The 19,781-nt window shown below is 60.3% G+C and carries 20 protein-coding genes and 1 pseudogene; 12 read left to right on the top strand and 9 right to left on the bottom strand.

The window, feature by feature from the left end:
- Positions 1 to 118 precede the first annotated feature (118 nt).
- From ACPYOP_RS26455 to ACPYOP_RS26430, 6 genes are all read left to right on the top strand, one after another.
- Entirely contained in the window at positions 119 to 1,279 is a 1,161-nt protein-coding gene (locus ACPYOP_RS26455; protein WP_481413232.1) for an ABC transporter substrate-binding protein, read from the top strand.
- A gap of 211 nt (positions 1,280 to 1,490) precedes the next feature.
- A complete protein-coding gene (locus ACPYOP_RS26450; RefSeq protein ID WP_481413231.1) occupies positions 1,491 to 2,477 on the top strand; it encodes an ABC transporter ATP-binding protein in 987 nt (328 codons plus the stop codon).
- On the top strand, positions 2,474 to 3,448 hold the full coding sequence (locus ACPYOP_RS26445; RefSeq protein WP_481413230.1) for an ABC transporter permease: 975 nt from the start codon (positions 2,474 to 2,476) through the stop codon (positions 3,446 to 3,448). The genes ACPYOP_RS26450 and ACPYOP_RS26445 overlap by 4 nt, the downstream gene beginning before the upstream one ends.
- The gene (locus tag ACPYOP_RS26440) at positions 3,438 to 4,253 is read left to right on the top strand and encodes an ABC transporter permease (protein ID WP_481413229.1); all 816 of its coding nucleotides are present in this window, start codon (positions 3,438 to 3,440) and stop codon (positions 4,251 to 4,253) included. Before ACPYOP_RS26445 ends, ACPYOP_RS26440 begins: the two co-directional genes overlap by 11 nt.
- A gap of 13 nt (positions 4,254 to 4,266) precedes the next feature.
- Positions 4,267 to 5,694, top strand: coding sequence for a gamma-aminobutyraldehyde dehydrogenase (locus tag ACPYOP_RS26435; RefSeq protein ID WP_481413228.1), 1,428 nt, complete (start codon positions 4,267 to 4,269; stop codon positions 5,692 to 5,694).
- A 363-nt stretch (positions 5,695 to 6,057) separates the two neighbouring features.
- A complete protein-coding gene (locus tag ACPYOP_RS26430) occupies positions 6,058 to 6,231 on the top strand; it encodes a DUF1328 domain-containing protein (protein WP_037196276.1) in 174 nt (57 codons plus the stop codon).
- 145 nt (positions 6,232 to 6,376) lie between these two features.
- On the opposite strand, the gene ACPYOP_RS26425 is transcribed toward ACPYOP_RS26430, so the two are convergent.
- From ACPYOP_RS26425 to ACPYOP_RS26415, 3 genes are all read right to left on the bottom strand, one after another.
- Positions 6,377 to 7,051 carry a DUF1345 domain-containing protein gene (locus tag ACPYOP_RS26425; protein ID WP_481413227.1) on the bottom strand — a complete coding sequence of 225 codons (675 nt, stop codon included), beginning with the start codon at positions 7,049 to 7,051 and terminating at the stop codon, positions 6,377 to 6,379.
- A 107-nt stretch (positions 7,052 to 7,158) separates the two neighbouring features.
- A complete protein-coding gene (locus ACPYOP_RS26420) occupies positions 7,159 to 7,890 on the bottom strand; it encodes an SDR family oxidoreductase (RefSeq protein WP_481413244.1) in 732 nt (243 codons plus the stop codon).
- Positions 7,891 to 7,998: 108 nt separating this feature from the next.
- A complete protein-coding gene (locus ACPYOP_RS26415) occupies positions 7,999 to 8,256 on the bottom strand; it encodes a hypothetical protein (RefSeq protein WP_481413226.1) in 258 nt (85 codons plus the stop codon).
- A 189-nt stretch (positions 8,257 to 8,445) separates the two neighbouring features.
- On the opposite strand from ACPYOP_RS26415, the gene ACPYOP_RS26410 reads away from it, so the two are divergent.
- The 3 genes and pseudogenes from ACPYOP_RS26410 to ACPYOP_RS26400 all read left to right on the top strand — a co-directional run.
- Entirely contained in the window at positions 8,446 to 9,240 is a 795-nt protein-coding gene (locus tag ACPYOP_RS26410; protein ID WP_481413225.1) for an IclR family transcriptional regulator, read from the top strand.
- 65 nt (positions 9,241 to 9,305) lie between these two features.
- On the top strand, positions 9,306 to 10,142 hold the full coding sequence (locus tag ACPYOP_RS26405) for an amidohydrolase family protein (protein ID WP_481413224.1): 837 nt from the start codon (positions 9,306 to 9,308) through the stop codon (positions 10,140 to 10,142).
- A 48-nt stretch (positions 10,143 to 10,190) separates the two neighbouring features.
- Positions 10,191 to 10,449: pseudogene (locus tag ACPYOP_RS26400) on the top strand (hypothetical protein); the annotation flags it as partial.
- A gap of 195 nt (positions 10,450 to 10,644) precedes the next feature.
- Here ACPYOP_RS26400 and tal read toward each other — a convergent pair.
- Complete coding sequence (gene tal / locus ACPYOP_RS26395) at positions 10,645 to 11,610, bottom strand: transaldolase (RefSeq protein ID WP_481413223.1); 966 nt, start codon at positions 11,608 to 11,610, stop codon at positions 10,645 to 10,647.
- Positions 11,611 to 12,111: 501 nt separating this feature from the next.
- Here tal and ACPYOP_RS26390 point away from each other — a divergent pair.
- Positions 12,112 to 13,101 carry a sugar-binding transcriptional regulator gene (locus ACPYOP_RS26390; RefSeq protein WP_481413222.1) on the top strand — a complete coding sequence of 330 codons (990 nt, stop codon included), beginning with the start codon at positions 12,112 to 12,114 and terminating at the stop codon, positions 13,099 to 13,101.
- 265 nt (positions 13,102 to 13,366) lie between these two features.
- Here the strand turns inward: ACPYOP_RS26390 and ACPYOP_RS26385 are convergent, their stop codons facing one another.
- Positions 13,367 to 14,239 carry a methylated-DNA--[protein]-cysteine S-methyltransferase gene (locus ACPYOP_RS26385; RefSeq protein WP_481413221.1) on the bottom strand — a complete coding sequence of 291 codons (873 nt, stop codon included), beginning with the start codon at positions 14,237 to 14,239 and terminating at the stop codon, positions 13,367 to 13,369.
- A 112-nt stretch (positions 14,240 to 14,351) separates the two neighbouring features.
- Positions 14,352 to 14,855, bottom strand: a complete 504-nt coding sequence (locus ACPYOP_RS26380; RefSeq protein WP_481413243.1) for a DUF2244 domain-containing protein — start codon at positions 14,853 to 14,855, stop codon at positions 14,352 to 14,354.
- Positions 14,856 to 14,877: 22 nt separating this feature from the next.
- Between ACPYOP_RS26380 and nth the strand changes: the two genes are divergently transcribed.
- Positions 14,878 to 15,657, top strand: coding sequence for an endonuclease III (nth, locus tag ACPYOP_RS26375; RefSeq protein ID WP_481413220.1), 780 nt, complete (start codon positions 14,878 to 14,880; stop codon positions 15,655 to 15,657).
- A gap of 2 nt (positions 15,658 to 15,659) precedes the next feature.
- Here nth and ACPYOP_RS26370 read toward each other — a convergent pair whose 3' ends face one another.
- Positions 15,660 to 16,376, bottom strand: a complete 717-nt coding sequence (locus ACPYOP_RS26370; RefSeq protein ID WP_481413219.1) for a sulfate transporter family protein — start codon at positions 16,374 to 16,376, stop codon at positions 15,660 to 15,662.
- Positions 16,377 to 16,630: 254 nt separating this feature from the next.
- On the opposite strand from ACPYOP_RS26370, the gene ACPYOP_RS26365 reads away from it, so the two are divergent.
- Positions 16,631 to 17,482 carry a MurR/RpiR family transcriptional regulator gene (locus tag ACPYOP_RS26365; protein WP_481413218.1) on the top strand — a complete coding sequence of 284 codons (852 nt, stop codon included), beginning with the start codon at positions 16,631 to 16,633 and terminating at the stop codon, positions 17,480 to 17,482.
- Between the two features lie 6 nt (positions 17,483 to 17,488).
- Here ACPYOP_RS26365 and ACPYOP_RS26360 read toward each other — a convergent pair whose 3' ends face one another.
- Positions 17,489 to 19,072: an FGGY-family carbohydrate kinase gene (locus ACPYOP_RS26360; protein WP_481413217.1), complete on the bottom strand. Its 1,584-nt coding sequence runs from the start codon at positions 19,070 to 19,072 to the stop codon at positions 17,489 to 17,491.
- 20 nt (positions 19,073 to 19,092) lie between these two features.
- Positions 19,093 to 19,767: an HAD family hydrolase gene (locus ACPYOP_RS26355; protein ID WP_481413216.1), complete on the bottom strand. Its 675-nt coding sequence runs from the start codon at positions 19,765 to 19,767 to the stop codon at positions 19,093 to 19,095.
- Between the last annotated feature and the right edge of the window lie 14 nt (positions 19,768 to 19,781).

The following is a 19,781-nucleotide window of genomic DNA, read 5'->3' as shown; positions in this document are numbered from 1 at the left end:
TCGACTTTCTGATAAATGAATTTGCGAATGCGGCGAAATCGCGTCACCTTCTCTCTCGGGAACAAAAACGCCAGCCACTGGCTCCAGCGCAAGACTTGGAAAAAACCGGGAGAGTCCGATGAAGCATCTGCTGAAATCATGCACGGCTGCATTTGCATGCCTTAGTTTCGCAACGCAGGTCATTGCCGCCGAGCCGTTGAAGACGCTTGGCAAGGGCGAAGGCGCCGTTAGCATCGTCGCATGGGCCGGCTATATCGAGCGCGGCGAAAGCGACAAGAATTACGATTGGGTCACCGGCTTCGAGAAGGAAACCGGCTGCAAGGTCAGCGTCAAAACGGCGGCGACATCGGACGAAATGGTCGCGCTGATGAACGAAGGCGGCTTCGACCTCGTCACCGCTTCCGGGGATGCATCGCTCAGGCTCGTTGCCGGCAAGCGCGTCCAGCCGATCAATACCGACTTGATCCCGAGCTGGAAGAGCCTCGACGATCGCCTGAAGAACGCTCCCTGGCATACGGTCAACGGCGTCCATTACGGCGTTCCCTATCTCTGGGGGCCGAACGTGCTGATGTACAATACCGTCGCCTTCAAAGACCAGGCGCCGAAGAGCTGGAACGTCGTCTTCGAAGAAATGAACCTGCCTGACGGCAAGTCCAACAAGGGCCGCGTACAGGCCTATGACGGCCCGATCTATATCGCTGACGCCGCCCTTTACCTGATGGCCCACAAGCCGGATCTCGGCATCAAAGACCCCTACGAGCTCAACGAAGACCAGTACAAGGCCGCCCTCGAACTGCTGCGCGGCCAGCGCAAGATCGTCAGCCGTTACTGGCATGACGCGATGATCCAGACCGACGACTTCAAGAACGAAGGCGTGGTCGCCTCCGGCTCCTGGCCGTTCCAGGTGAACCTGCTGCAGGCCGACAAGCAGAAGATCGGCTCCGCCTTCCCGGACGAGGGAACGACCGGCTGGGCCGACACCACCATGCTGCATGCCGACAGCGAGCATCCGAACTGCGCCTATATGTGGATGGAGCACTCGCTCCAGGCCAAGGTTCAAGGCGATGCGGCCGCCTGGTTCGGCGCCGTGCCCTCCGTGCCGGCAGCCTGCAAGGGCGACGAACTCCTGACCGACAGCGGCTGCGCCACCAACGGCTACGATCACTTCGACAAGATCAAGTTCTGGAAAACGCCCGTCGCAAAATGCGGCACGCAGAGCGAATGCGTGCCCTATCACCGCTGGGTTTCCGACTATATCGGCGTGATCGGCGGGCGGTGATGCTCGCAGAGGTCTTGCCTTCTCCCCTCGGGGAGAAGGTGGCCCGCCCTTCGACAAGCTCAGAGGTCGGATGAGGGGGATAGCACGGCATAGGAAGAATTGCCTTTCGCTTGCCGCTCAAAGCCCGCTTCGCGGCCCCCTCATCCGCCCTGTCGGGCACCTTCTCCCCGTTGGGGAGAAGGAAAAAACAACCTTTCCCTGGAGTACCCCAATGAACGCCGTTCGTTTTCAGCAGGTGTCGCGCCATTTCGGCCAGGTTCGCGCTGTGGACCGCGTCGATCTGGAAATCGCGCCCGGCGAATTCTTCGCCATGCTCGGCCCTTCCGGTTCCGGCAAGACCACTTGCCTGAGATTGATTGCCGGCTTCGAGCAACCCACCGGTGGCCACATCGAGATCTTCGGTGAAACCGCCGAAGGCGTGCCACCCTATCGGCGCAACGTCAACACTGTCTTCCAGGACTATGCCCTCTTCCCGCATCTCAACATTCTCGACAACGTCGCCTATGGGCTGATGGTCAAGGGTATCGGCAAGAGCGAACGGCTGCGCGCCGCCGAACAGGCGCTGGAGCTGGTGAAGCTGCCGGGCTACGGCGCTCGTCGCCCCGGCCAGCTCTCCGGCGGCCAGCGTCAGCGCGTGGCGCTCGCCCGCGCCCTCGTCAACAAGCCGAAAGTTCTTCTGCTCGACGAGCCGCTCGGCGCTCTCGACCTGAAGCTGCGCGAGCAGATGCAGGAGGAGCTGAAGAGCCTGCAGCGGGCGCTCGGCATCACCTTCGTCTTCGTCACCCACGACCAGGGCGAGGCATTGTCCATGGCCGACCGCGTCGCCGTCTTCAACGATGGCCGCATCGTGCAGCAGGGCACGCCACACGATATCTATCAGCGGCCAAAAAACCGTTTCGTCGCCGATTTCGTCGGCTCCTCCAATGTCATTGCCCCCGAAGTCATGTCGTCGCTCGGCGGCGAGCGCCGCTGGGCAAGCCTGCGCCCCGAAGCCATCCGGTTGACTGAGGAGAGCGGCGTGGCGGCCACCGTGACAGCGACGAGCTTTCTCGGTGCCGCTACCCGCCTCTCGGTCGAGACGAATGGCGCCCGCCTGCATGTGACCGTGCCCGCCGGCCAGTCGGCCCCGGATGCCGGCGCCGCCATCCGTCTCGCCTGGCTGCCGGCGGATGTGCATTACATGGACGACGCCGCATGAACGCCGCCGCTTTTCCCGCCTCAACGAGCCAGGCGCATGCCTCGATCCTGCCCAGCCGCGGCGGCGTCTTCGGCCGCCTCTCCGATCTCTTCTGGCGGCGCCCGAAGCTGCTGCTGTTCCTGATGCTGACGCCGCCGCTCCTCTGGCTCGGCATCATCTATATCGGCTCGCTGATTGCGCTCTTGCTGCAGAGCTTCTTCTCGATCGACGACTTCTCGGGAATGGTGAACTACGAGTTCACGCTGTCGACCTATGCGCAGCTCCTCAACACAGCCAATTTCGACATCATCGTGCGTACGGTCGTCATGGCGGCCCTCGTCACGCTCGCCTCCGCCTTCGTCGCCTTTCCCATCGCCTATTATGCGGCGCGCCATGCGCAGGGCAAATGGAAGGCGCTGTTTTATCTCGGCGTCATGCTGCCACTCTGGTCGAGCTATCTGGTCAAGGTCTATGCATGGAAGCTCATCCTCGCCAAGGAAGGCATCCTCACCTGGATCTTCGACAAACTGCATCTGAGCTGGCTGCTCGACGGCGTACTTGCCTTGCCCATCATCGGCGGCAATTCCCTATCGGTCAGCTATATCGGCACCTTCCTCGTCTTCGTCTATATCTGGCTGCCTTACATGATCCTGCCGACCCAGGCCGCGCTCGAGCGCGTGCCGGCCAATCTGCTGGAAGCCTCGTCCGATCTCGGCGCGACGCCAAACCAGACCTTTCGCACAGTGCTGCTACCGCTGGCATTGCCGGGTGTTGTCGCCGGCTCCATCTTCACCTTCTCACTGACCCTGGGCGATTACATCATCCCGCAGATCATCGGTTCTTCGCGCCTCTTCATCGGCCAGGCCGTCTATGCGCAGCAGGGAACCGCCGGCAACGTGCCGCTGGCCGCCGCCTTCTCGGTCGTCCCGATCGTCATCATGGCCATCTATCTCTGGATCGCCAAGAAACAGGGAGCTTTCGATGCGCTCTGATCGTGGCCAACGCGCCTCCTTGCCTCTGAAAATCGCAGCCGCAGGCGGCCTGCTCTTCCTGCACCTGCCGATCCTCTTGATCTTCGTCTATGCCTTCACGACGGAGGAAAAAAGCTATCAGTGGCCGCCGCCGGGGCTGACGCTGCAATGGTTCGGCATCGCTTGGAACAGGCCGGATGTCTGGTCGGCGCTGGGCTTGTCGGTGCAGGTCGCGACCATCGCAACTATCGTCGCATTGATCCTCGGCACGCTTTGCGCCGCCGCCGTCAGCCAGACGAAGTTCTTCGGCCGCGAGGCGATCTCACTGCTGGTCATCTTGCCGATCGCGCTGCCCGGTATCATCACCGGCATCGCACTGCGTTCCGCCTTCAGCCTGTTCGATATCCCCTTCTCGGTCTGGACGATCGTTCTCGGCCATGCCACTTTCTGTGTCGTCGTCGTTTATAACAATGCCGTCGCCCGTTTCCGCCGTACCTCCGGCTCGCTGATCGAAGCGTCGATGGATCTCGGCGCCGATGGCTTCCAGACTTTCCGCCATGTCGTCCTGCCGAATATCGGCACGGCGCTGCTTGCCGGCGGCATGCTTGCCTTCGCTCTGTCCTTCGACGAAGTCATCGTCACCACCTTCACCGGCGGCCAGCAGATGACCTTGCCGATCTGGATGCTGGAGGAGCTCATCCGCCCGCGCCAGCGACCCGTGACCAACGTCGTCGCCATGGTCGTGGTGCTCGTCACCTTCCTGCCGATCCTGGCAGCCTACTATCTTACCCGCGACGGCGACCAGATCGCCGGCGGCGGCAAATGAAAGGGAGATAAATATGGATACCCAGATGCTGATCGGCTCCCGCTTCGAAGCCGGCACGGAAACGGAAGAGCGCGTGCTGAACCCGAAGACGGGCGAGACCGTGCTCAACCTGCCTGAGGCGTCGCTCGGCCAGATCGATGCCGCCGTCGACGCCGCCGAAAAGGCCTTCGCGAGCTGGTCGCAGACGACGCCGAGCCAGCGCTCGGCCTATCTCCTCAAGATCGCCGACGCCATCGAGAGGGACGCCGAAGGTTTTGCAGCCCTTGAGGCGCTGAACTGCGGCAAGCCGATCAATGCCGTGCTCAACGACGAAATCCCGGCGATCGTCGACTGCTACCGCTTTTTCGCCGGCGCGGTGCGCAACCTGCATGGCCCGGTCGCCGGCGAATATCTGCCCGGCCATACCTCCATGATCCGCCGCGACCCGATCGGCATCGTTGGCTCGATCGCGCCATGGAACTATCCGCTGATGATGATGGCCTGGAAATTGGCACCCGCCATTGCCGGCGGCAACACCGTGGTCTTCAAGCCCTCCGAGCAGACGCCACTGACGGCACTGAAGATGGCGAAGCTGCTGGCGGATATTCTGCCCGAGGGCGTCGTCAACGTCATCCTCGGCCGCGGCGAGAGCGTCGGCAATGCGCTGATCAATCACGCCAAGATCAGCATGGTCTCCATCACCGGCGATGTCGCCACCGGCAAGAAAGTGCTGCAGGCGGCCGCCAAAACGGTGAAGCGCACGCACCTCGAACTCGGCGGCAAGGCCCCGGTCATCGTCTTCGACGATGCCGATATCGATGCCGTCATCGCCGGCATCCGCACCTTCGGCTACTACAATGCCGGCCAGGACTGCACCGCCGCCTGCCGCATTTACGCCGACGCCAAGGTCTACGACAATTTCGTCGCCGATCTGACCTCCGCAGTCTCCAGCATCAAGTTCAACCTCGAAGACGATACCGAGAACGAGATCGGCCCGCTGATCTCCAAGCGCCAGCGCGACCGCGTCGAGAGTTTTGTCACTCGCGCCGCCGAACACAAGCACATGGAGATCACGACAGGCGGCAGGATCTCCGGCGAACGCGGCTTCTTCTATGCGCCGACCATCGTCGCCGGCGCCACGCAGGATGACGAGATCGTCCGCCGCGAGGTCTTCGGCCCTGTCGTCTCCGTCACCCGCTTCACCAATGCCGACGATGCCGTGACCTGGGCCAATGACAGCGACTACGGCCTCGCCTCCTCGGTCTGGACGAAGGACATCAGCCGCGGCATGCAGACGGCCGCTCGCCTGCAATATGGCTGCACCTGGATCAACACCCATTTCATGCTGGTCAACGAAATGCCGCATGGCGGGCTCAAGCAATCCGGCTATGGCAAGGATATGTCAGTCTACGCTATCGAAGATTATACGGCCGTCCGGCATGTGATGATCAATCATGGGTGAGAGGGGGGTGGGGGGAAACCTGCCTTCCTGAGTTTGGGCACCGCTGTAACCCCCCTCTGTCCCTTTCGGGACATCTCCCCCACAAGGGGGGAGATCGTAGGGAGTACGCCGCCCACTCTGAAAAAAACAACAGGCCTGATTTCAGCAGATAAGATGCCAGCTTGGATACGAGAGGTCGCTGCGGGTTACCAATCTCCCCCCTTGTGGGGGAGATGTCACGAAGTGACAGAGGGGGGTATCCGCACCCTCCACAAACTCCACAACCCTCGTCAAAGCCGACAACGCGCGCTTAACCAAAACACCTTCGGAACAATTCACCCTCCTCCCGCGTCTTTAAGGAATACAACGCAGAGGAGACTGCTAATGCTGAAATGGGCTCTCATTTTCTTTGTGATTTCGCTGATCAGCGGCTTTTTCGGTTTTTCGGGAGTATCGGCGGCAACCGCAACCATTGCGCGCGTTCTCTTCGCCATCTTCCTGATCATCTTCCTGGTGTTCTTGGTCCTCGCCGTCATGGCCGGCAACGCCGTCGTCTGACGATATAAGCCACGACTGTCGAAGGGCCGGGCCTGGAGCCGGATGATTTTAGGTCTGTTCGACCTAAAATCTGGATCCGCTCTAGAATCAAAAAGGTAGAGCATGATGTCGTTCGAAAACCGATCACACTTTTCGGCATCATGCTCTAGATCAGGCTCGCCCCGACGTTTATCGCAAGCGCCAGGATGGTCGTGTTGAACAGGAACGACAGGATGGCATGCAACAGCACCAGCTTACGCATGCCGATCGTGGAAACGCCGACATCGGCCGTCTGCGCGGCAACGCCGATGGTGAAGGAGAAATAGAGGAAATCCCAATAGATCGGCTCCTCCACCGGCTCGGCAAATTTCAGCCCCTGTCCCTTGCCCGGATTGCTATAAAATTTATGCGCATAGTGGATGGTGAACAGGGTGTGCAGGAAAGTCCATGAAATCAGGATCGTCACGATCGCCGTCATCACGCGGAAGAAGGCGACTTCAGGCGATGCCTCCTTGATGCCGATGAGATCGAGCGCGATGCCGCCGATGCTGGCGATCGCCGCCGCGATCGACAGGAACAGCAGCAAACCATCCGAAAAATCGAGGTCAGCCGAGCGCTTGCGGATGCGAAGCGCATTGGCGGTCAGCATCCGGTAGAGGCTGTAGACGATAAAGACGACGGCGGTCGCGTCCCAGGCAAGCAGCAGGTTGCCGGCATTGAAATCACGCGATGTCAGAAGCAGGAAGACGGCAATACCGGCAAGCACGGAAATCAGGATGACGTGGTGCTTGCGCCACAGCACGAGACCTCTGGAACGATGCAAAAGTTCGTTCGCATCCATACCGCTCTCCTGATCGCAAATCGCCTGTTACAAATCGCTTCGCAAACGAGAGTGGCAAATAAAAGGAGGCCTCGCAACACGAAGCCTCCGATTGCGAAAATGAAGCGTCAGCCCGTCCAGCCGCCGTCGATGACGTGGGTCTGGCCTGTCGTGAAACCCGCTTCGTCACCGGCCAGATAGGTCACCAGAGCGGCGATCTCTTCGGCGGTCGCGATGCGGCCCATCGGCTGGCGGGCGATGAAATCCTTCATCGCCTTGTCGTAGTCGCCGGTCGCACGCAGCCGCTCATGCAGTGACGGGCTGTCAACCGTACCGGGGCAAATGGCATTGGCGCGGATGCCCTTGGAAACGAAATCGGCGGCAATCGATTTGGTGAGCCCGATCACGGCAGCCTTCGAGGCGCAATAGGCGAAGCGGTTGGGCACGCCCTTCACGCTGGAAGCGACCGAAGCCATGTTGACGATCGAGCCCTTGCCCTTTTCCAGCATGCCGGGGAGGAAGGTGCGGCAGGTCGTGTACATCGCCTTGGCATTGAGGTTAAAGGAGAAATCCCAATCCTTTTCCTCGCAGTCAAGGATCGTGCCGGCATGCACGAAACCGGCGCAGTTGAAGAGCACGTCGATCGCGCCGACCTCTTCCGAGAAAGCCTTGACGGCGCCGCCATCGAGCACGTTCAGAACATGCTTGCTGGCGCCCTCCAGCGTCGAGAGCGTCTGCTCGTTGATGTCGGTGGCGTAGACATGCGCACCGAGCGAGATGAAGCGCTCAGCCGTTGCCCGGCCGATGCCCTGCCCCGCCGCCGTGATGACGACCTTCTTGCCTTCCAACCCGTGACCCATAATCCTGATCCTTTCCTCGGGGACCATGATCCCATCCATTTCGACTGGCCGCGTAGCCGTCACTGCGGATAAGATCATGCAATAACAATCAGTTGGCGCAGCCTCTCGCTAAGCTTCGAAGGACTGCGCGAAGCGGTGGTTCAGCTTTTCGATGAGGACTGTATGTTGTTCACCAGTTCGCAGTCCATCGCTAATCACCTCGGATGCGTCGCCTATAGCCGTCAGGCAGCGGTCGAGTTCGAAATGGTTCTTCCTGGAGAGAAGATTACCTTGGCGCTTGCCTCCATTTTCGATCGGCAATGAGTCCGTAGAGCGGCTCATGACCAGCAATGCCAATCGCGACGATGGCAAGATCGGCGCCTGCAATTCCGCATCGAACCTCCTCCTCTAAGCTCGGACTTTTCGACCGATTGCGCTTAGGGCCCAAATATAGATCGATGATTTATAAGTAAACATCTTATTCATTGGCCGTCAAGCTGCGACCGCGCGCTTGTAAAATGCCTTCATTCATATATGAATGACGATTCATATTTCGCCGCATGGGGGATTTGTGGAATGAATGTAGAAGACGACAGCGACCGCTATCGCGCACCGGCCTTGGACAAAGGGCTCGATATTCTGGAATTGCTGGCGAGGATCGATGGTGGCCTGACGCAGGCGGAAATCGCCAAGGCGCTCAACAAGAGCCCCAACGAATTCTATCGCATGCTCGATCGCCTGGTGCGGCGCGGCTATGTGCAGCGCCAGGATGGCGATCGCTTCTATCTGACGCTGAAGCTTTTCGGGCTGGCGCATTACCATGCGCCGGTGCGCCGCCTCGTTTCCTTTGCCACGCCGCTGATGCGCGAATTCTCCAACCGCGCCGAGCAGGCCTGCCATCTGGCGATCTACGACCGCGGCTCGGTGATCGTCATTGCCCAGCAGGATTCCCCGACCTATTGGGGCATCTCCATCCGCGTCGGCGCGCAGATCAACCTTTATAATACCGGCTCCGGACATATTCTCCTGGCATTCCGCGATGAGAAACAGCGCCGGATGATGATCAACGAGCAGAGGCGCCAGCAGGATCAGGAGACCGAAAAGCCGCCGGCCGATCTCGAAGAGAAGCTGCGGGCCATCCGCGAAAAGGGCTATGAGACCATGGACAGCCTGCAGACGAGCGGCGTCCGCAATATTTCCGCGCCGATCCTGGCCATGGATGGCAATGGACTTGCCGCTCTCACCTGCCCCTATATCGAGCCCGTCAACACCAAGGCGCCGAGTTACGATCAAGTCATCGAATATGTGCGGGAAGCGGCAAAGGAGATCTCCGAAATCGTGGCCGGTACGGTCGGCAAGGCCGAGCCTTAATTTTTATTTGAATAAACTATTCTTATGTGAGCATATATTGGGCAAGCAGGTATGGGAGGACCGCCATGCTTTTCGACAGCCATTTGCACATCGTCGACCGAAAAAGGCTCGCCTATCCTTGGCTGGCCGAAGCGGGGGCGCTCAATCGCGACAGCCTCTATGAGGACTATGCGCGCGAGGCCAAGCGCCTCGGGATCACCGATACGCTTCACATGGAAGTCGATGTCGCCGAAGAGGATATCGAGCGGGAAACCGACTACGTCAAAAGCCTGAGCCGTGAGCCCGGCAGCCTGCTGCGCGGCGCCATCGCCGCCTGCCGCCCCGAAAGCGCTGACTTTCCCGCCTATCTCGAACGCGTGCTCGCCGATCCTTTCGTCAAAGGCTTCCGCCGCGTGCTGCATGTGGTGCCTGATAATGTCTCCGAGGGCGCGCTGTTTCGCGAAAACCTGAAGCGGCTCGGCGGCACGCGGCTTACCTTCGATCTTTGCGTCTTGCCGCATCAGATTTCGAAGGCGATTACGCTGATCGACCTCAACCCAAACGTACGCTTCATCCTCGACCATTGCGGCGTGCCCGCGGTGACAGATGGGTTGAGCGAAAGCTGGTCGGCGGGAATTATCGAAGTCGCGAAGCGCCCGAATGTCATCGTCAAGATCTCGGGCGTCGTCGCCTACGCCGATCCCGACAATTGGTCGCCGGAAACGCTGCGCCCCTTCGTCGAGCACTGCATTGCGAGCTTCGGCTGGGATCGCGTCATCTGGGGCAGCGACTGGCCGGTCTGCACGCTCGGCGGCAATCTCTCCACCTGGGTCGCCGCAACCCATGCGCTGATGCATGGCGTAAGCGCCGGCGAACGCAAAAGCCTCTACCGGCTCAATGCCAAGCGCCTCTGGTCGCTCTGAGGCCCGAGGTTCCATCGAAAGACAATGCCATGACCGCCACCGTCGGGCAACGCCCACGCCTATCTCGCCGCCCCCTACGGCGTCTATCGTTGCGCCGATGGCTGGCTGGCGATTGCGATGATGCCGCTGGCGAAACTCGCACCGCTGCTCGATCTGCCCGCGCTTGCCGGCAACACGCGGCGATGACACCTCCGTGCGCACAACGGCAAGCCCGATCCGGGTCAATGGCGTGAGGAGCAAGAACAGCGTGGCGGCGCCGACGATCGGTGAGGAGTCGGAGAAGGTCAGGGCGGAGTTTATTGGGTAATTTTTCCCTCGACGCAACGCCCGTGCTACCCCCCCTCTGTCCCTGTCGTGACATCTCCCCCAAGGGGGGATGTCACGACAGGGACAGAGGGGGGCTTGTGGGTGCAGCAAGCTAAAAGCTTCGGCTTGCCCTCCGAAACAAAAAAAGGCGCCGCATCGCTGCGGCACCCCTCTAAAGGAAAGAAACAACCTCGCCTTAAGCAGCGGCGAGCTGCAGTTCCTTGCTGACCATGGTGCGCAGCGCGATCAGGTCCTTGGCGAAGGCGCGGATGCCTTCGGAGAGCTTTTCGGTCGCCATTGCGTCTTCGTTCATCATCCAGCGGAAGGTCTTCTCGTCTACTGCGATCTTCCCGACGGAACCCTTGCTTTCCGGGGAAAGCTTGCGCTCAAGCTTGCCTTCGTCCTTGGCAAGTTCGTCGAGCAGGTTCGGGCTGATCGTCAGGCGGTCGCAACCGGCCAGCGCTTCGATTTCGCCGGTGTTGCGGAAGGAAGCGCCCATGACGATCGTCTTGATGTCGTTGGCCTTGTAGTAGTTGTAGATGTCGCGAACCGAGACGACGCCCGGATCTTCCTCGGCCGTGTAGTCCTTGCCGGTCGACTTCTTGTACCAGTCGAGGATGCGGCCGACGAAGGGCGAGATCAGGAATGCCTTGGCGTCGGCGCAGGCAATCGCCTGGGCCTTGCTGAAGAGCAACGTCAGATTGCAATCGATGCCTTCCTTCTGCAGCACTTCAGCGGCGCGGATGCCTTCCCAGGTGGAAGCAAGCTTGATCAGAATACGATCGCGCTCGATACCACGCTCCTTGTAGGCGGCGATGATGGCGCGGGCCTTGGTGAGCGAGGCTTCCGTGTTGAAGGACAGGTCGGCGTCGACTTCGGTCGAGACACGGCCCGGAACGAGACCGGAGAGCGCGGCACCCACGGAAATCGCCAGGCGGTCGGCAACGGCAGCGGCAACGGCTTCGGAGGCGCCGCCCTGCTTCTTGCCCCAAGCGACGGCTTCCTTGATCGCATCGGCGAACATCGGCGTGCCGAGCGCCTTCAGCACGATAGTCGGGTTGGTGGTGCAATCCACCGGCTTCAGGCGAGCGACTGCCTCGATATCGCCGGTATCGGCCACGACCGTCGTCATGGCGCGGAGTTGATCAAGCTTGGAAGTCATAACAGGTATCCTTGTTGAATGAGGCCCATTTGGATGGGAGATATCGGACAGCAGATCCGATCGTTTCGTCGGACGGACTTGAAGGCGTCAGGGATGCAGCCTTCCTACTCCTATGTTTCGATAACGGGATAAAAAGCGCTAGAGTTCCATTTCCGGTGAACGGCCGAACGATGAGGAGACAACCTTCCGAGAACGGGCTTTTCGCCGGCACCGGGCGCCCTATATGGCTTCCCGTCCGGCCAGGCACTTGCTCGAAGCAGCACTCGCACATTGTCCTCCTCGATTGGACAAGACCGAATTCCTCACCACCGACTATCAGCAATCTCGCACGGAAAAGTCAAGGACATTTGTGCAATTCGATTGACATAAGTTTCATGTCATAGAATATCGGCAGCAGAAGAGCCGATTTCGCCTGTTCCTGTCATCCGCCATAGGCATATCTCGCATCCCAGGCGGATCATGACGTTAAAAGGCGCATGCGACAATCCTGCCGGAGGACCTGTGGCCAAACTGAGACGCGGAACCCATACTGCCTATTCAGAGACCTCGTCCCTGAGGCTTCGCGCCGCCTGGCTCTATTACAATCAGGGCCTGACGCAGAAGGACGTTGCCGAACAGCTGGGCATCAGCCGCACCACCGTCATCCGTTTGCTGGACGAGGCGATGCGGCGCGCCGAGGTGCAGATCTGGATCACCGAAGGCATCGATGATTGCGTCGAGCTGGCAATCAAACTCGAGCGCATCTACGGGCTTGACGAGGCGATCGTGGTTCCCGAGCCTGCCGGCGGCAATGTGAACGCACAGGCAAAGAGCGTCGGCCTGGCGCTCGGCCAGTTCCTGACGGAGGCCATCCCGGACAATTATACGATCGGCGTCGGCTGGGGCCGGACAATGACCGCCTCGCTCGCGAGCTTCCGCCCCCCTCGCCGCGACAATTGCAAGGTGGTCTCCCTACTCGGCGGCATCGTCGCCGTGCACCAGACCAATCCGATCGATTATACATGGCGCCTGGCAAGCCAGCTCGGCGCCGAATGCTATATGTTCCTGGCGCCGCTACTTGTCGATTCCGTCGAGACCAAGCGCAACCTCATCGAAAAATGCGGGCTGGAAGCCATCTACCGGCTGGCGGAAAACCTCGATCTCGCCATTGTCAGCTGCGGTGACATCGGCCCGCACTCGACATCGCTGTCGGAAGGCTTCATTTCGAAGCGCGAACTGGAAGAGCTGATCGAGGCCGGCTGCGTCTGCGACACCATGTTCAATTTCCTCGACGCCGAGGGCAATTCCGTCGATCATCCGATCAACAAGCGCGTCATGTCCGTCGATCTTGATACGCTGAAAAAGGCAAAGCACATCGTGATCTCCTCCGGCGGCGCCCATCGCGCCCAGGCCATCAGCGCCACCATCAAGCGCATCGGCTGCAACACGCTGATCACGGACGAAAGTGCCGCCAAGGCGCTGTTGCACATGGCTATGGCGAAGGCGGCTTGAGCAACTCCGTTTGAGCTTGCGGAGGGCGCATACCCCCCTCTGTCACTTCGTGACATCTCCCCCACAAGGGGGGAGATTGGTAACCAGCATCGACCTCTCGCCTCAAAGCAGACATCGCATCTGCAGAAACCGCAGTCGCTGAACATTCGGTAGAACGGGCCACAAACTCCCAACGATCTCCCCCCTTGTGGGGGAGATGTCGCGAAAGCGACAGAGGGGGGTACCGCACCTTCGGCGTACTCGGGGCCTACGATCGAGCAACCCCTCAAGCATCCCCCGCTTCCCATCCCAATATCGCACGCTTACGCGTCAACCCCCAGTGATAACCCGTGAGCTGCCCGTTCTTGCCGAGCGCGCGGTGGCATGGCACGACGAAGGAGACCGGGTTGCGGCCGACAGCCGCGCCCACGGCCCGCATCGCCGTCGGCTGGCCGATATCCTTGGCGATGTCGGAATAGGTCACGGCGCGGCCCATCGGGATCTTCAACAGGCTTTCCCAGACGCGAAGCTGGAAATCCGAGCCGATCAGCACGACCCGCAGCGGCTCGTCGCTCGACCAGTTGGAGCGCTCGAAGATGCGCGCCGCGTAAGGCGCGGTCGCATGCGGATCCTCGATGAACTCGGCGTTCGGCCAGCGGCAGGTCATGTCTGCCAGGCAGGCCTTTTCATTGCCGGAATCGCTGAAGGCAAGGCCGGCGAGGCCGCGATCGGTGACCATGATCAAGGCGAGGCCGAAGGGAGAGATGTGGAACGCATAGCGCATCACCAGGCCGCTGCCCCTCGCCTTCCATTCGCCCGGGGACATCGCCTCATGCGTGACGAAAAGATCGTGCAGGCGGCTGGGGCCGGACAGGCCGACCTCGAAGGAGGCCTCCAAGAGCGGCAGATCCTCCTTGCGCAGAAGCCGCTTGGCGTGATCCAGCGTGACGGCCTGAAGGAATGCCTTCGGTGACAGCCCGGCCCAACGCGTGAACGTCTTCTGCAATTGGGTCGGCGACTGGCCGAGCCGCTCGGCGAGCATCTCGAGCGACGGCTGGTCGCGATATTCCTCGGTGATGAGCTCGATGACCTCCCGCACGGTGTCGTAATCCTGACCTTCCGGGGTGATGTCCTTCTTCAGCTGTGCAATCGCATTCATGATCTTTCTCCTTAAACAGGAGAAAACCACGGCAAGAGGGCTAAAACCACCCGTTTCTTGCGCAAATGGCCTCTCTGCGAAAATGTGATACGGCGGATCCCGAACTATCAGTTCATATCCTCTGCGTGACCGTTGCCAATGCCCGTTTGAAGGCCTTGGCAAAGCTCTCGCGATCCTCCGGATTGAGGAACGACCCGACATCCGTGTCGTGGCTTCTGTCGCGGACATGCATCGACACGACCCCGATCTCGCGATGGCGGCGAACGAGGAAACGCGTCCAGAACGGATTGAAATCGTGCTCCACCATCCGCCCCGTCGGCGAGAACTTGCGGACGGAAACATTGGTGCGCGACACGGTGACCTCTTCCCGCACGCGGCCCGAACGGTAATTCAGCCAGAAGGCGCCATAGAGCAGGACGAGATCGGCGCCGAAGAAGATGCCGATCGGCCATGCACCGCGGATAATGAACAGGACGCTATAGATGAGACAGAAGCCGCCCGCCAAGGCCAGCATGACCCTGAACCCCTTTCGCCCCAGCGAGCGATGAGGGAACAATTCGGCAGCGAAGACCGGCCTGTTACCGTCTGCCGCCCTATCGGCGTTGCGTTCCGTCATAGGAGTTGAGTATAGGTCGTTCATGGCAAATCCCAAGATCAAATCCAGCGCCCAAACCGCGAAAAAGTCAAATGCGACCGCAGGCCGCAAGCCGACCGGAAAGAGCCTCTATTCCAAGGCCGATCTGGAAGAGATCTTCCGCCGCTTCTCCGTCCAGCGGCCGGAGCCGAAGGGCGAGCTGGAGCATGTCAATCCCTTCACGCTCGTCGTCGCGGTGGCGCTGTCAGCGCAGGCGACCGATGTTGGCGTCAACAAGGCGACGCGCGCCCTCTTCGCCGTCGCCGATACCCCGCAGAAGATGCTCGATCTCGGCGAGGAGCGCATCCGCGAATACATCAAGACGATCGGCCTTTACCGCAACAAGGCGAAGAACGTTGTCGCCCTGTCTGAAAAGCTGATAACGGATTTCGGCGGCGAGGTGCCGCGGACGCGCGAAGAGCTGATGACCCTGCCGGGCGTCGGCCGCAAGACCGCGAATGTCGTGCTGTCCATGGCTTTCGGCCAGGCGACGCTCGCCGTCGACACCCACATCTTTCGCATCGCCAACCGGCTGCTGCTGGCGCCAGGCAAAACGCCTGACGAAGTCGAGCAGCGGCTGATGAAGATCATCCCCGATCAATATCTCTATCATGCGCATCATTGGCTGATCCTGCACGGCCGCTATGTCTGTAAGGCGCGCAAACCGGAATGCGAACGCTGTGTCATTGCCGACCTCTGTCGTTCGCCGGAAAAGACCTGGGATATCCCTGCCCCTCTGGTCGAACTGCCGGCTCAGGTCATCGGCGTGGAAGCGGCAGGCTGAACCTATCGAAGGCGCACGCTCGTCTCCTTATGCGAGATCAGCTTGTACAGATGCACCATCATGCCCGCGGCAAACAGCGGCGTCAGCAGGTTGAGAACCGGGATCGCCAGAAAGGCCGCGATCACCAGGCCGGCGAGGAAGACCGTGAACGCGTGCTTGACGCGGAATTCGCGCGCCTCGTTCGGCGAGCGGAAACGCATGGCCGCGAATTCGAAAAACTCCCGGCCGAGCAGATAGCCGTTCACCAGGAAGAACGCGACCAAGTTGACGCCTGGAATGAACAGCAGAAACAGCGCCACGATATTGCCAACAATGACGACGCCGAGAAACCGCACGGAGCTCTTCATTGCAGCTGCGACCGGCATCGCCGTTCCGGGCGCATCGCCCGGATAGTCGCGCCGCTCCACCACCTCGGCGACATCATCGAGAAAGAGGCCTGCGATCAACGCCGTCACCGGCGAGATCAGCAACGCCATCGCCAGTGCCAAAGCAATCCCCGCGAAAATGGCAAGGAAGAGCGTAAGCAAGCCCGTCCAGTCCGCCGTCGATGGTATGAAGCCCTGCAACCAGGGCAGGACGAAAGAATTGAACACGCCGCGCAGCGCAAACCAGAGTGCTACAAGCGCCAGTAAAGTCAGGCCCAGAACCTTCCAGAAAACCTTGCGCGTCTCCGGCGCGAAGAGATTGGTAAGGGAAAGACGTGCAGCAAGAACAATCATTCGGTGGACCTCTTTGATGACAGTGGACACCTAGGAAGTGGTTGCACCGATATCAATATCTCGCGTCGGTGTATGAAATGTGTTCAATTAAAAATTTGAATTATTGTAATATATTTTACCCTAATATATCCTGTTCGCCACATTAAGAACAACAATCGAAACAAGACCAGCCGCTCGATTAGATTTGAATGAGCGATTGAACCAGGAAATGGCGCAAGCGAACATCGGAAAGACCATCGACGAGGCATAAAAATTTGGAAGACCTTAGCCAGAAACTTAGACAATATATCAAGATCGGCACGCCGGCCGAGCGAAGAATTGCTAAGTATTTCTCAGAGCATCTGAATGAACTACCGTTCGAAACCGCTTCCTCGGTCGCCGACAGGCTGGAATTGAGCCCGATGACGGTAGGACGGTTCCTGCGGTCTCTCGGCTATCATGGCCTGGATGGGATCAAGGTTCATCTCAAGGAAAATGCGCCCGCGCCTTCGTCATCACTGCCTAACATTCTCGAGCAGCTTCAGAAGGATGCCAGCGAAGGTCGTCCGCTTGCGACCCAGATCGCCGAACAGGTAGAAATGCTGCGGCATATCTACAACCTCGCCCACCAGCCGCAATGGCAGGAGGCGACCACGGCCATCCTGTCCTCTAGCAACGTCTTCGTCGCCGCCCATCCCAGCCTTGCGGGGATTGGCCGCCATTTCTGTGACCGCCTGACCCTTGCCCGCGATCAGGTTCTGTTTCTCGACGGAGCCAATGGCAGCTATATCGAACTGTTGGGCGAGCGATCCGAAGACGGACTGCTCGTCATCATCGATTCGCCGCGCTTCGTTTCGTCTCGCCTGCTGGCCCGCTCCGCGCGCCGGTCCGGATGCAAGGTGCTGCTGGTAACGGGCCAATTTACCGAATGGGCGCATGAATTCGCAAACATCACGCTGTCCCTGCCGCCGCAACGGGCCAATAACCGCGAAAGCCTCGCAGCCATAATGTCGCTGCTGGAATATCTGGCCTCAGCCGTCATTCAAGCGGCCGGTGAGACTGCGGAAACCAGAATTCGCCGCATAGAAGAGCTTCAGGGCATGTTTGCCCACGCGCCGCTCCGGTAAGCCATCCTATTCCATAGCTTCCAGTTCCGCCCGGTGGCGGTACATGGCGAGGAAGCGTCGGTAATCGCGGTCGTAGAATGCCTTCTTTTCTGGGTTCGGAAGCCGTTCGTGGCCGCCCGGATACATGGCACCGCCGGCAGCGCCCAGGTTTTCATGCAGGCCGCAGGAGACGGAAGCGGCAATCGCCGTGCCCAGAAGCACGGTCTCGTTCATCTTCGGGATCACGACCTTGCAGCCGGTCACGTCGGAATAAAGCTCCATGAGCAGCGAATTCTTCACATGGCCGCCGGCCACATGCAACGTGTCGGGCACATAGCCGTAATCCCTCATTCGCTCCAGGATGTGACGGATGCCGAGCGCGATGCCGACGCTGGTGCGCCAGTAAAGCCGGCAGAGACCGTCAAAGGAAGCATCCAGCGTCATGCCGCTGATGACGCCCAATGCATGCGGATCGGCAAACGGCGAGCGATTGCCGTGAAAGTCGGGCAGCACGTGGATGCGCCCGCCGAGGGAATCGCCCTCGGCAAGCCGCAACTCGGCGATCCGCCGGACGATGCGGTCATGCGACGCCGCCGTCGGAGGCCCGCCGGCGGCATGCATGCTGACGATATGATCGAGCAGCGCACCCGTTGCCGATTGCCCGGCCTCGGCAAGCCACATGCCAGGAAAGACCGCCTCGTAATAAGGTCCCCACATGCCGGTGCTGCGCTTGCGTTCGCGCGCGAAGGAAACGACGCAGCTCGAGGTTCCGGCAATCAGCGCCAGTTGATGTTCCAGCATGCCGGCATCGCCGGCATGGGCGGCAAGCGCACCCAGCGCGCCGGCATAGGCATCGATCATACCAGCGCCGACATGGCAGGCGCGATCGAGCCCAAGCGCTTCCGCCGCCTCGGCCGTCAATGTGCCGATACTCCCGCCGACGGCGACACTCTCTTCGGGCAGGCTACCGCGCTCGCGCAGGTCGCCAAGCCCGATCACATTGAGAAAATCGGCTTGCCAGCCAGGCTCGCGATGCGCGAGATAGTTCCATTTCGCCACCAAGGTGGAGCGCGACCGGGCAAGCGAGCCGGTCGCCTTCCACGTCATGAAATCGGCAAGATCGAAGAAGTAGCCGGCCTCAGCCCAGCTTTCCGGCAGGTTCTCCTTCAGCCACATCAATTTGGGCATTTCCATTTCCGGCGACATGAACTCGCCGGAATAATCCAGAACCTCATGCTTCGTCGCGGTGCAATAATCCGCCTCGGCAAGCGCGCGGTGATCAAGCCAGACGATGGTGTCGAACCGGTTCTCGCCATCCGTGGAAACGGTGAGCTGCGCGCCATCGCGATCACGCACGACCAATGAGCAGGTCGCATCGAAACCGATCGCGCCGATCGCGGATGCATCGACGCCGGCAGCCTTCACCGCAGCGCGAACTGCGGTGCAGACGGCTGCCCATATATCTTCTGAATCATGCTCGGCGTGGTTTTCACGCGGGCGATTCATCAGGATCGGATGTTCGCTTTTCCCCAGCAGTGAGCCGCTCGCCGTGAAGACACCGGCGCGTGCGCTACTTGTGCCGATATCGACCGCAACCACGTGATCACGCATGCAAAAGAGGTCCCGACCACTTATGTCTTGTTGCGGATAAGTTGTATCAATTCCGGCATCGCGTCAAACACGACTTCCGGCGAAAGCTGCTCCAACTCAGCCCGATAACTCGGTGAATGCGCATGCGAACCGCCGGTGAAGGCAAAGACCGTCATGCCGGCCGCGCGCGCCGCCGTGATGCCCGCCGGGCTGTCCTCCACCACGATGCAATCCTTTGGCGGCACGTCCATCTTTTCAGCGGCATAAAGGAAGAGATCCGGCGCGGGCTTGCCGCGTTTGACCATGGTGGCGCTGAAGATATTCGGCTCCAGCCTGTCGAGAAGGCCGGTCACGCCGAGCGAAAGGCGGATGCGCTCGAGCTGGCTCGACGAGGCGACACAGCGTGGAAGCTTGAGCGCATCCAGCGTCGCTGCAATGCCGTCGATCGGCTTCAGCTCATGCTTGAAGCGCTCGTAGAGATCGTTGCGGATGCGATCAAGGAATGGCTGGTCGATGAAGACATCGAACTCCGTCTGCATCGTGTCGACGAGCGTCGCCAGGCTCTTGCCGAGGAAGCGGCTATAGACATCCTCCTCGCTCATCTCGACGCCGACATCACGCATCGCCTGGATGAGCACACCGACCGACAGCGGCTCGCTATCGACAAGCACGCCATCGCAATCGAAGATTACGAGCCCTGTTTCCGCACCCGTCATCACAGATCCAACCC

The sequence above is a fragment of the Rhizobium sp. KNZ2-6A genome (assembly GCF_056755475.1).
Note: the sequence above shows the minus strand (reverse complement) of the source record. Positions and strands in the feature narration are given on the sequence as shown.

What these genes read in the sequence shown, in the direction of transcription:
- ACPYOP_RS26455 (WP_481413232.1), top strand. Translation starts at nt 119, where the DNA reads ATGAAGCATCTGCTGAAATCATGCACGGCTGCATTTGCATGCCTTAGT.
- ACPYOP_RS26450 (WP_481413231.1), top strand. Translation starts at nt 1,491, where the DNA reads ATGAACGCCGTTCGTTTTCAGCAGGTGTCGCGCCATTTCGGCCAGGTT.
- ACPYOP_RS26445 (WP_481413230.1), top strand. Translation starts at nt 2,474, where the DNA reads ATGAACGCCGCCGCTTTTCCCGCCTCAACGAGCCAGGCGCATGCCTCG.
- ACPYOP_RS26440 (WP_481413229.1), top strand. Translation starts at nt 3,438, where the DNA reads ATGCGCTCTGATCGTGGCCAACGCGCCTCCTTGCCTCTGAAAATCGCA.
- ACPYOP_RS26435 (WP_481413228.1), top strand. Translation starts at nt 4,267, where the DNA reads ATGGATACCCAGATGCTGATCGGCTCCCGCTTCGAAGCCGGCACGGAA.
- ACPYOP_RS26430 (WP_037196276.1), top strand. Translation starts at nt 6,058, where the DNA reads ATGCTGAAATGGGCTCTCATTTTCTTTGTGATTTCGCTGATCAGCGGC.
- ACPYOP_RS26425 (WP_481413227.1), bottom strand. Translation starts at nt 7,051, where the DNA reads ATGGATGCGAACGAACTTTTGCATCGTTCCAGAGGTCTCGTGCTGTGG.
- ACPYOP_RS26420 (WP_481413244.1), bottom strand. Translation starts at nt 7,890, where the DNA reads ATGGGTCACGGGTTGGAAGGCAAGAAGGTCGTCATCACGGCGGCGGGG.
- ACPYOP_RS26410 (WP_481413225.1), top strand. Translation starts at nt 8,446, where the DNA reads ATGAATGTAGAAGACGACAGCGACCGCTATCGCGCACCGGCCTTGGAC.
- ACPYOP_RS26405 (WP_481413224.1), top strand. Translation starts at nt 9,306, where the DNA reads ATGCTTTTCGACAGCCATTTGCACATCGTCGACCGAAAAAGGCTCGCC.
- tal (WP_481413223.1), bottom strand. Translation starts at nt 11,610, where the DNA reads ATGACTTCCAAGCTTGATCAACTCCGCGCCATGACGACGGTCGTGGCC.
- ACPYOP_RS26385 (WP_481413221.1), bottom strand. Translation starts at nt 14,239, where the DNA reads ATGAATGCGATTGCACAGCTGAAGAAGGACATCACCCCGGAAGGTCAG.
- ACPYOP_RS26380 (WP_481413243.1), bottom strand. Translation starts at nt 14,855, where the DNA reads ATGACGGAACGCAACGCCGATAGGGCGGCAGACGGTAACAGGCCGGTC.
- nth (WP_481413220.1), top strand. Translation starts at nt 14,878, where the DNA reads ATGGCAAATCCCAAGATCAAATCCAGCGCCCAAACCGCGAAAAAGTCA.
- ACPYOP_RS26370 (WP_481413219.1), bottom strand. Translation starts at nt 16,376, where the DNA reads ATGATTGTTCTTGCTGCACGTCTTTCCCTTACCAATCTCTTCGCGCCG.
- ACPYOP_RS26360 (WP_481413217.1), bottom strand. Translation starts at nt 19,072, where the DNA reads ATGCGTGATCACGTGGTTGCGGTCGATATCGGCACAAGTAGCGCACGC.
- ACPYOP_RS26355 (WP_481413216.1), bottom strand. Translation starts at nt 19,767, where the DNA reads ATGACGGGTGCGGAAACAGGGCTCGTAATCTTCGATTGCGATGGCGTG.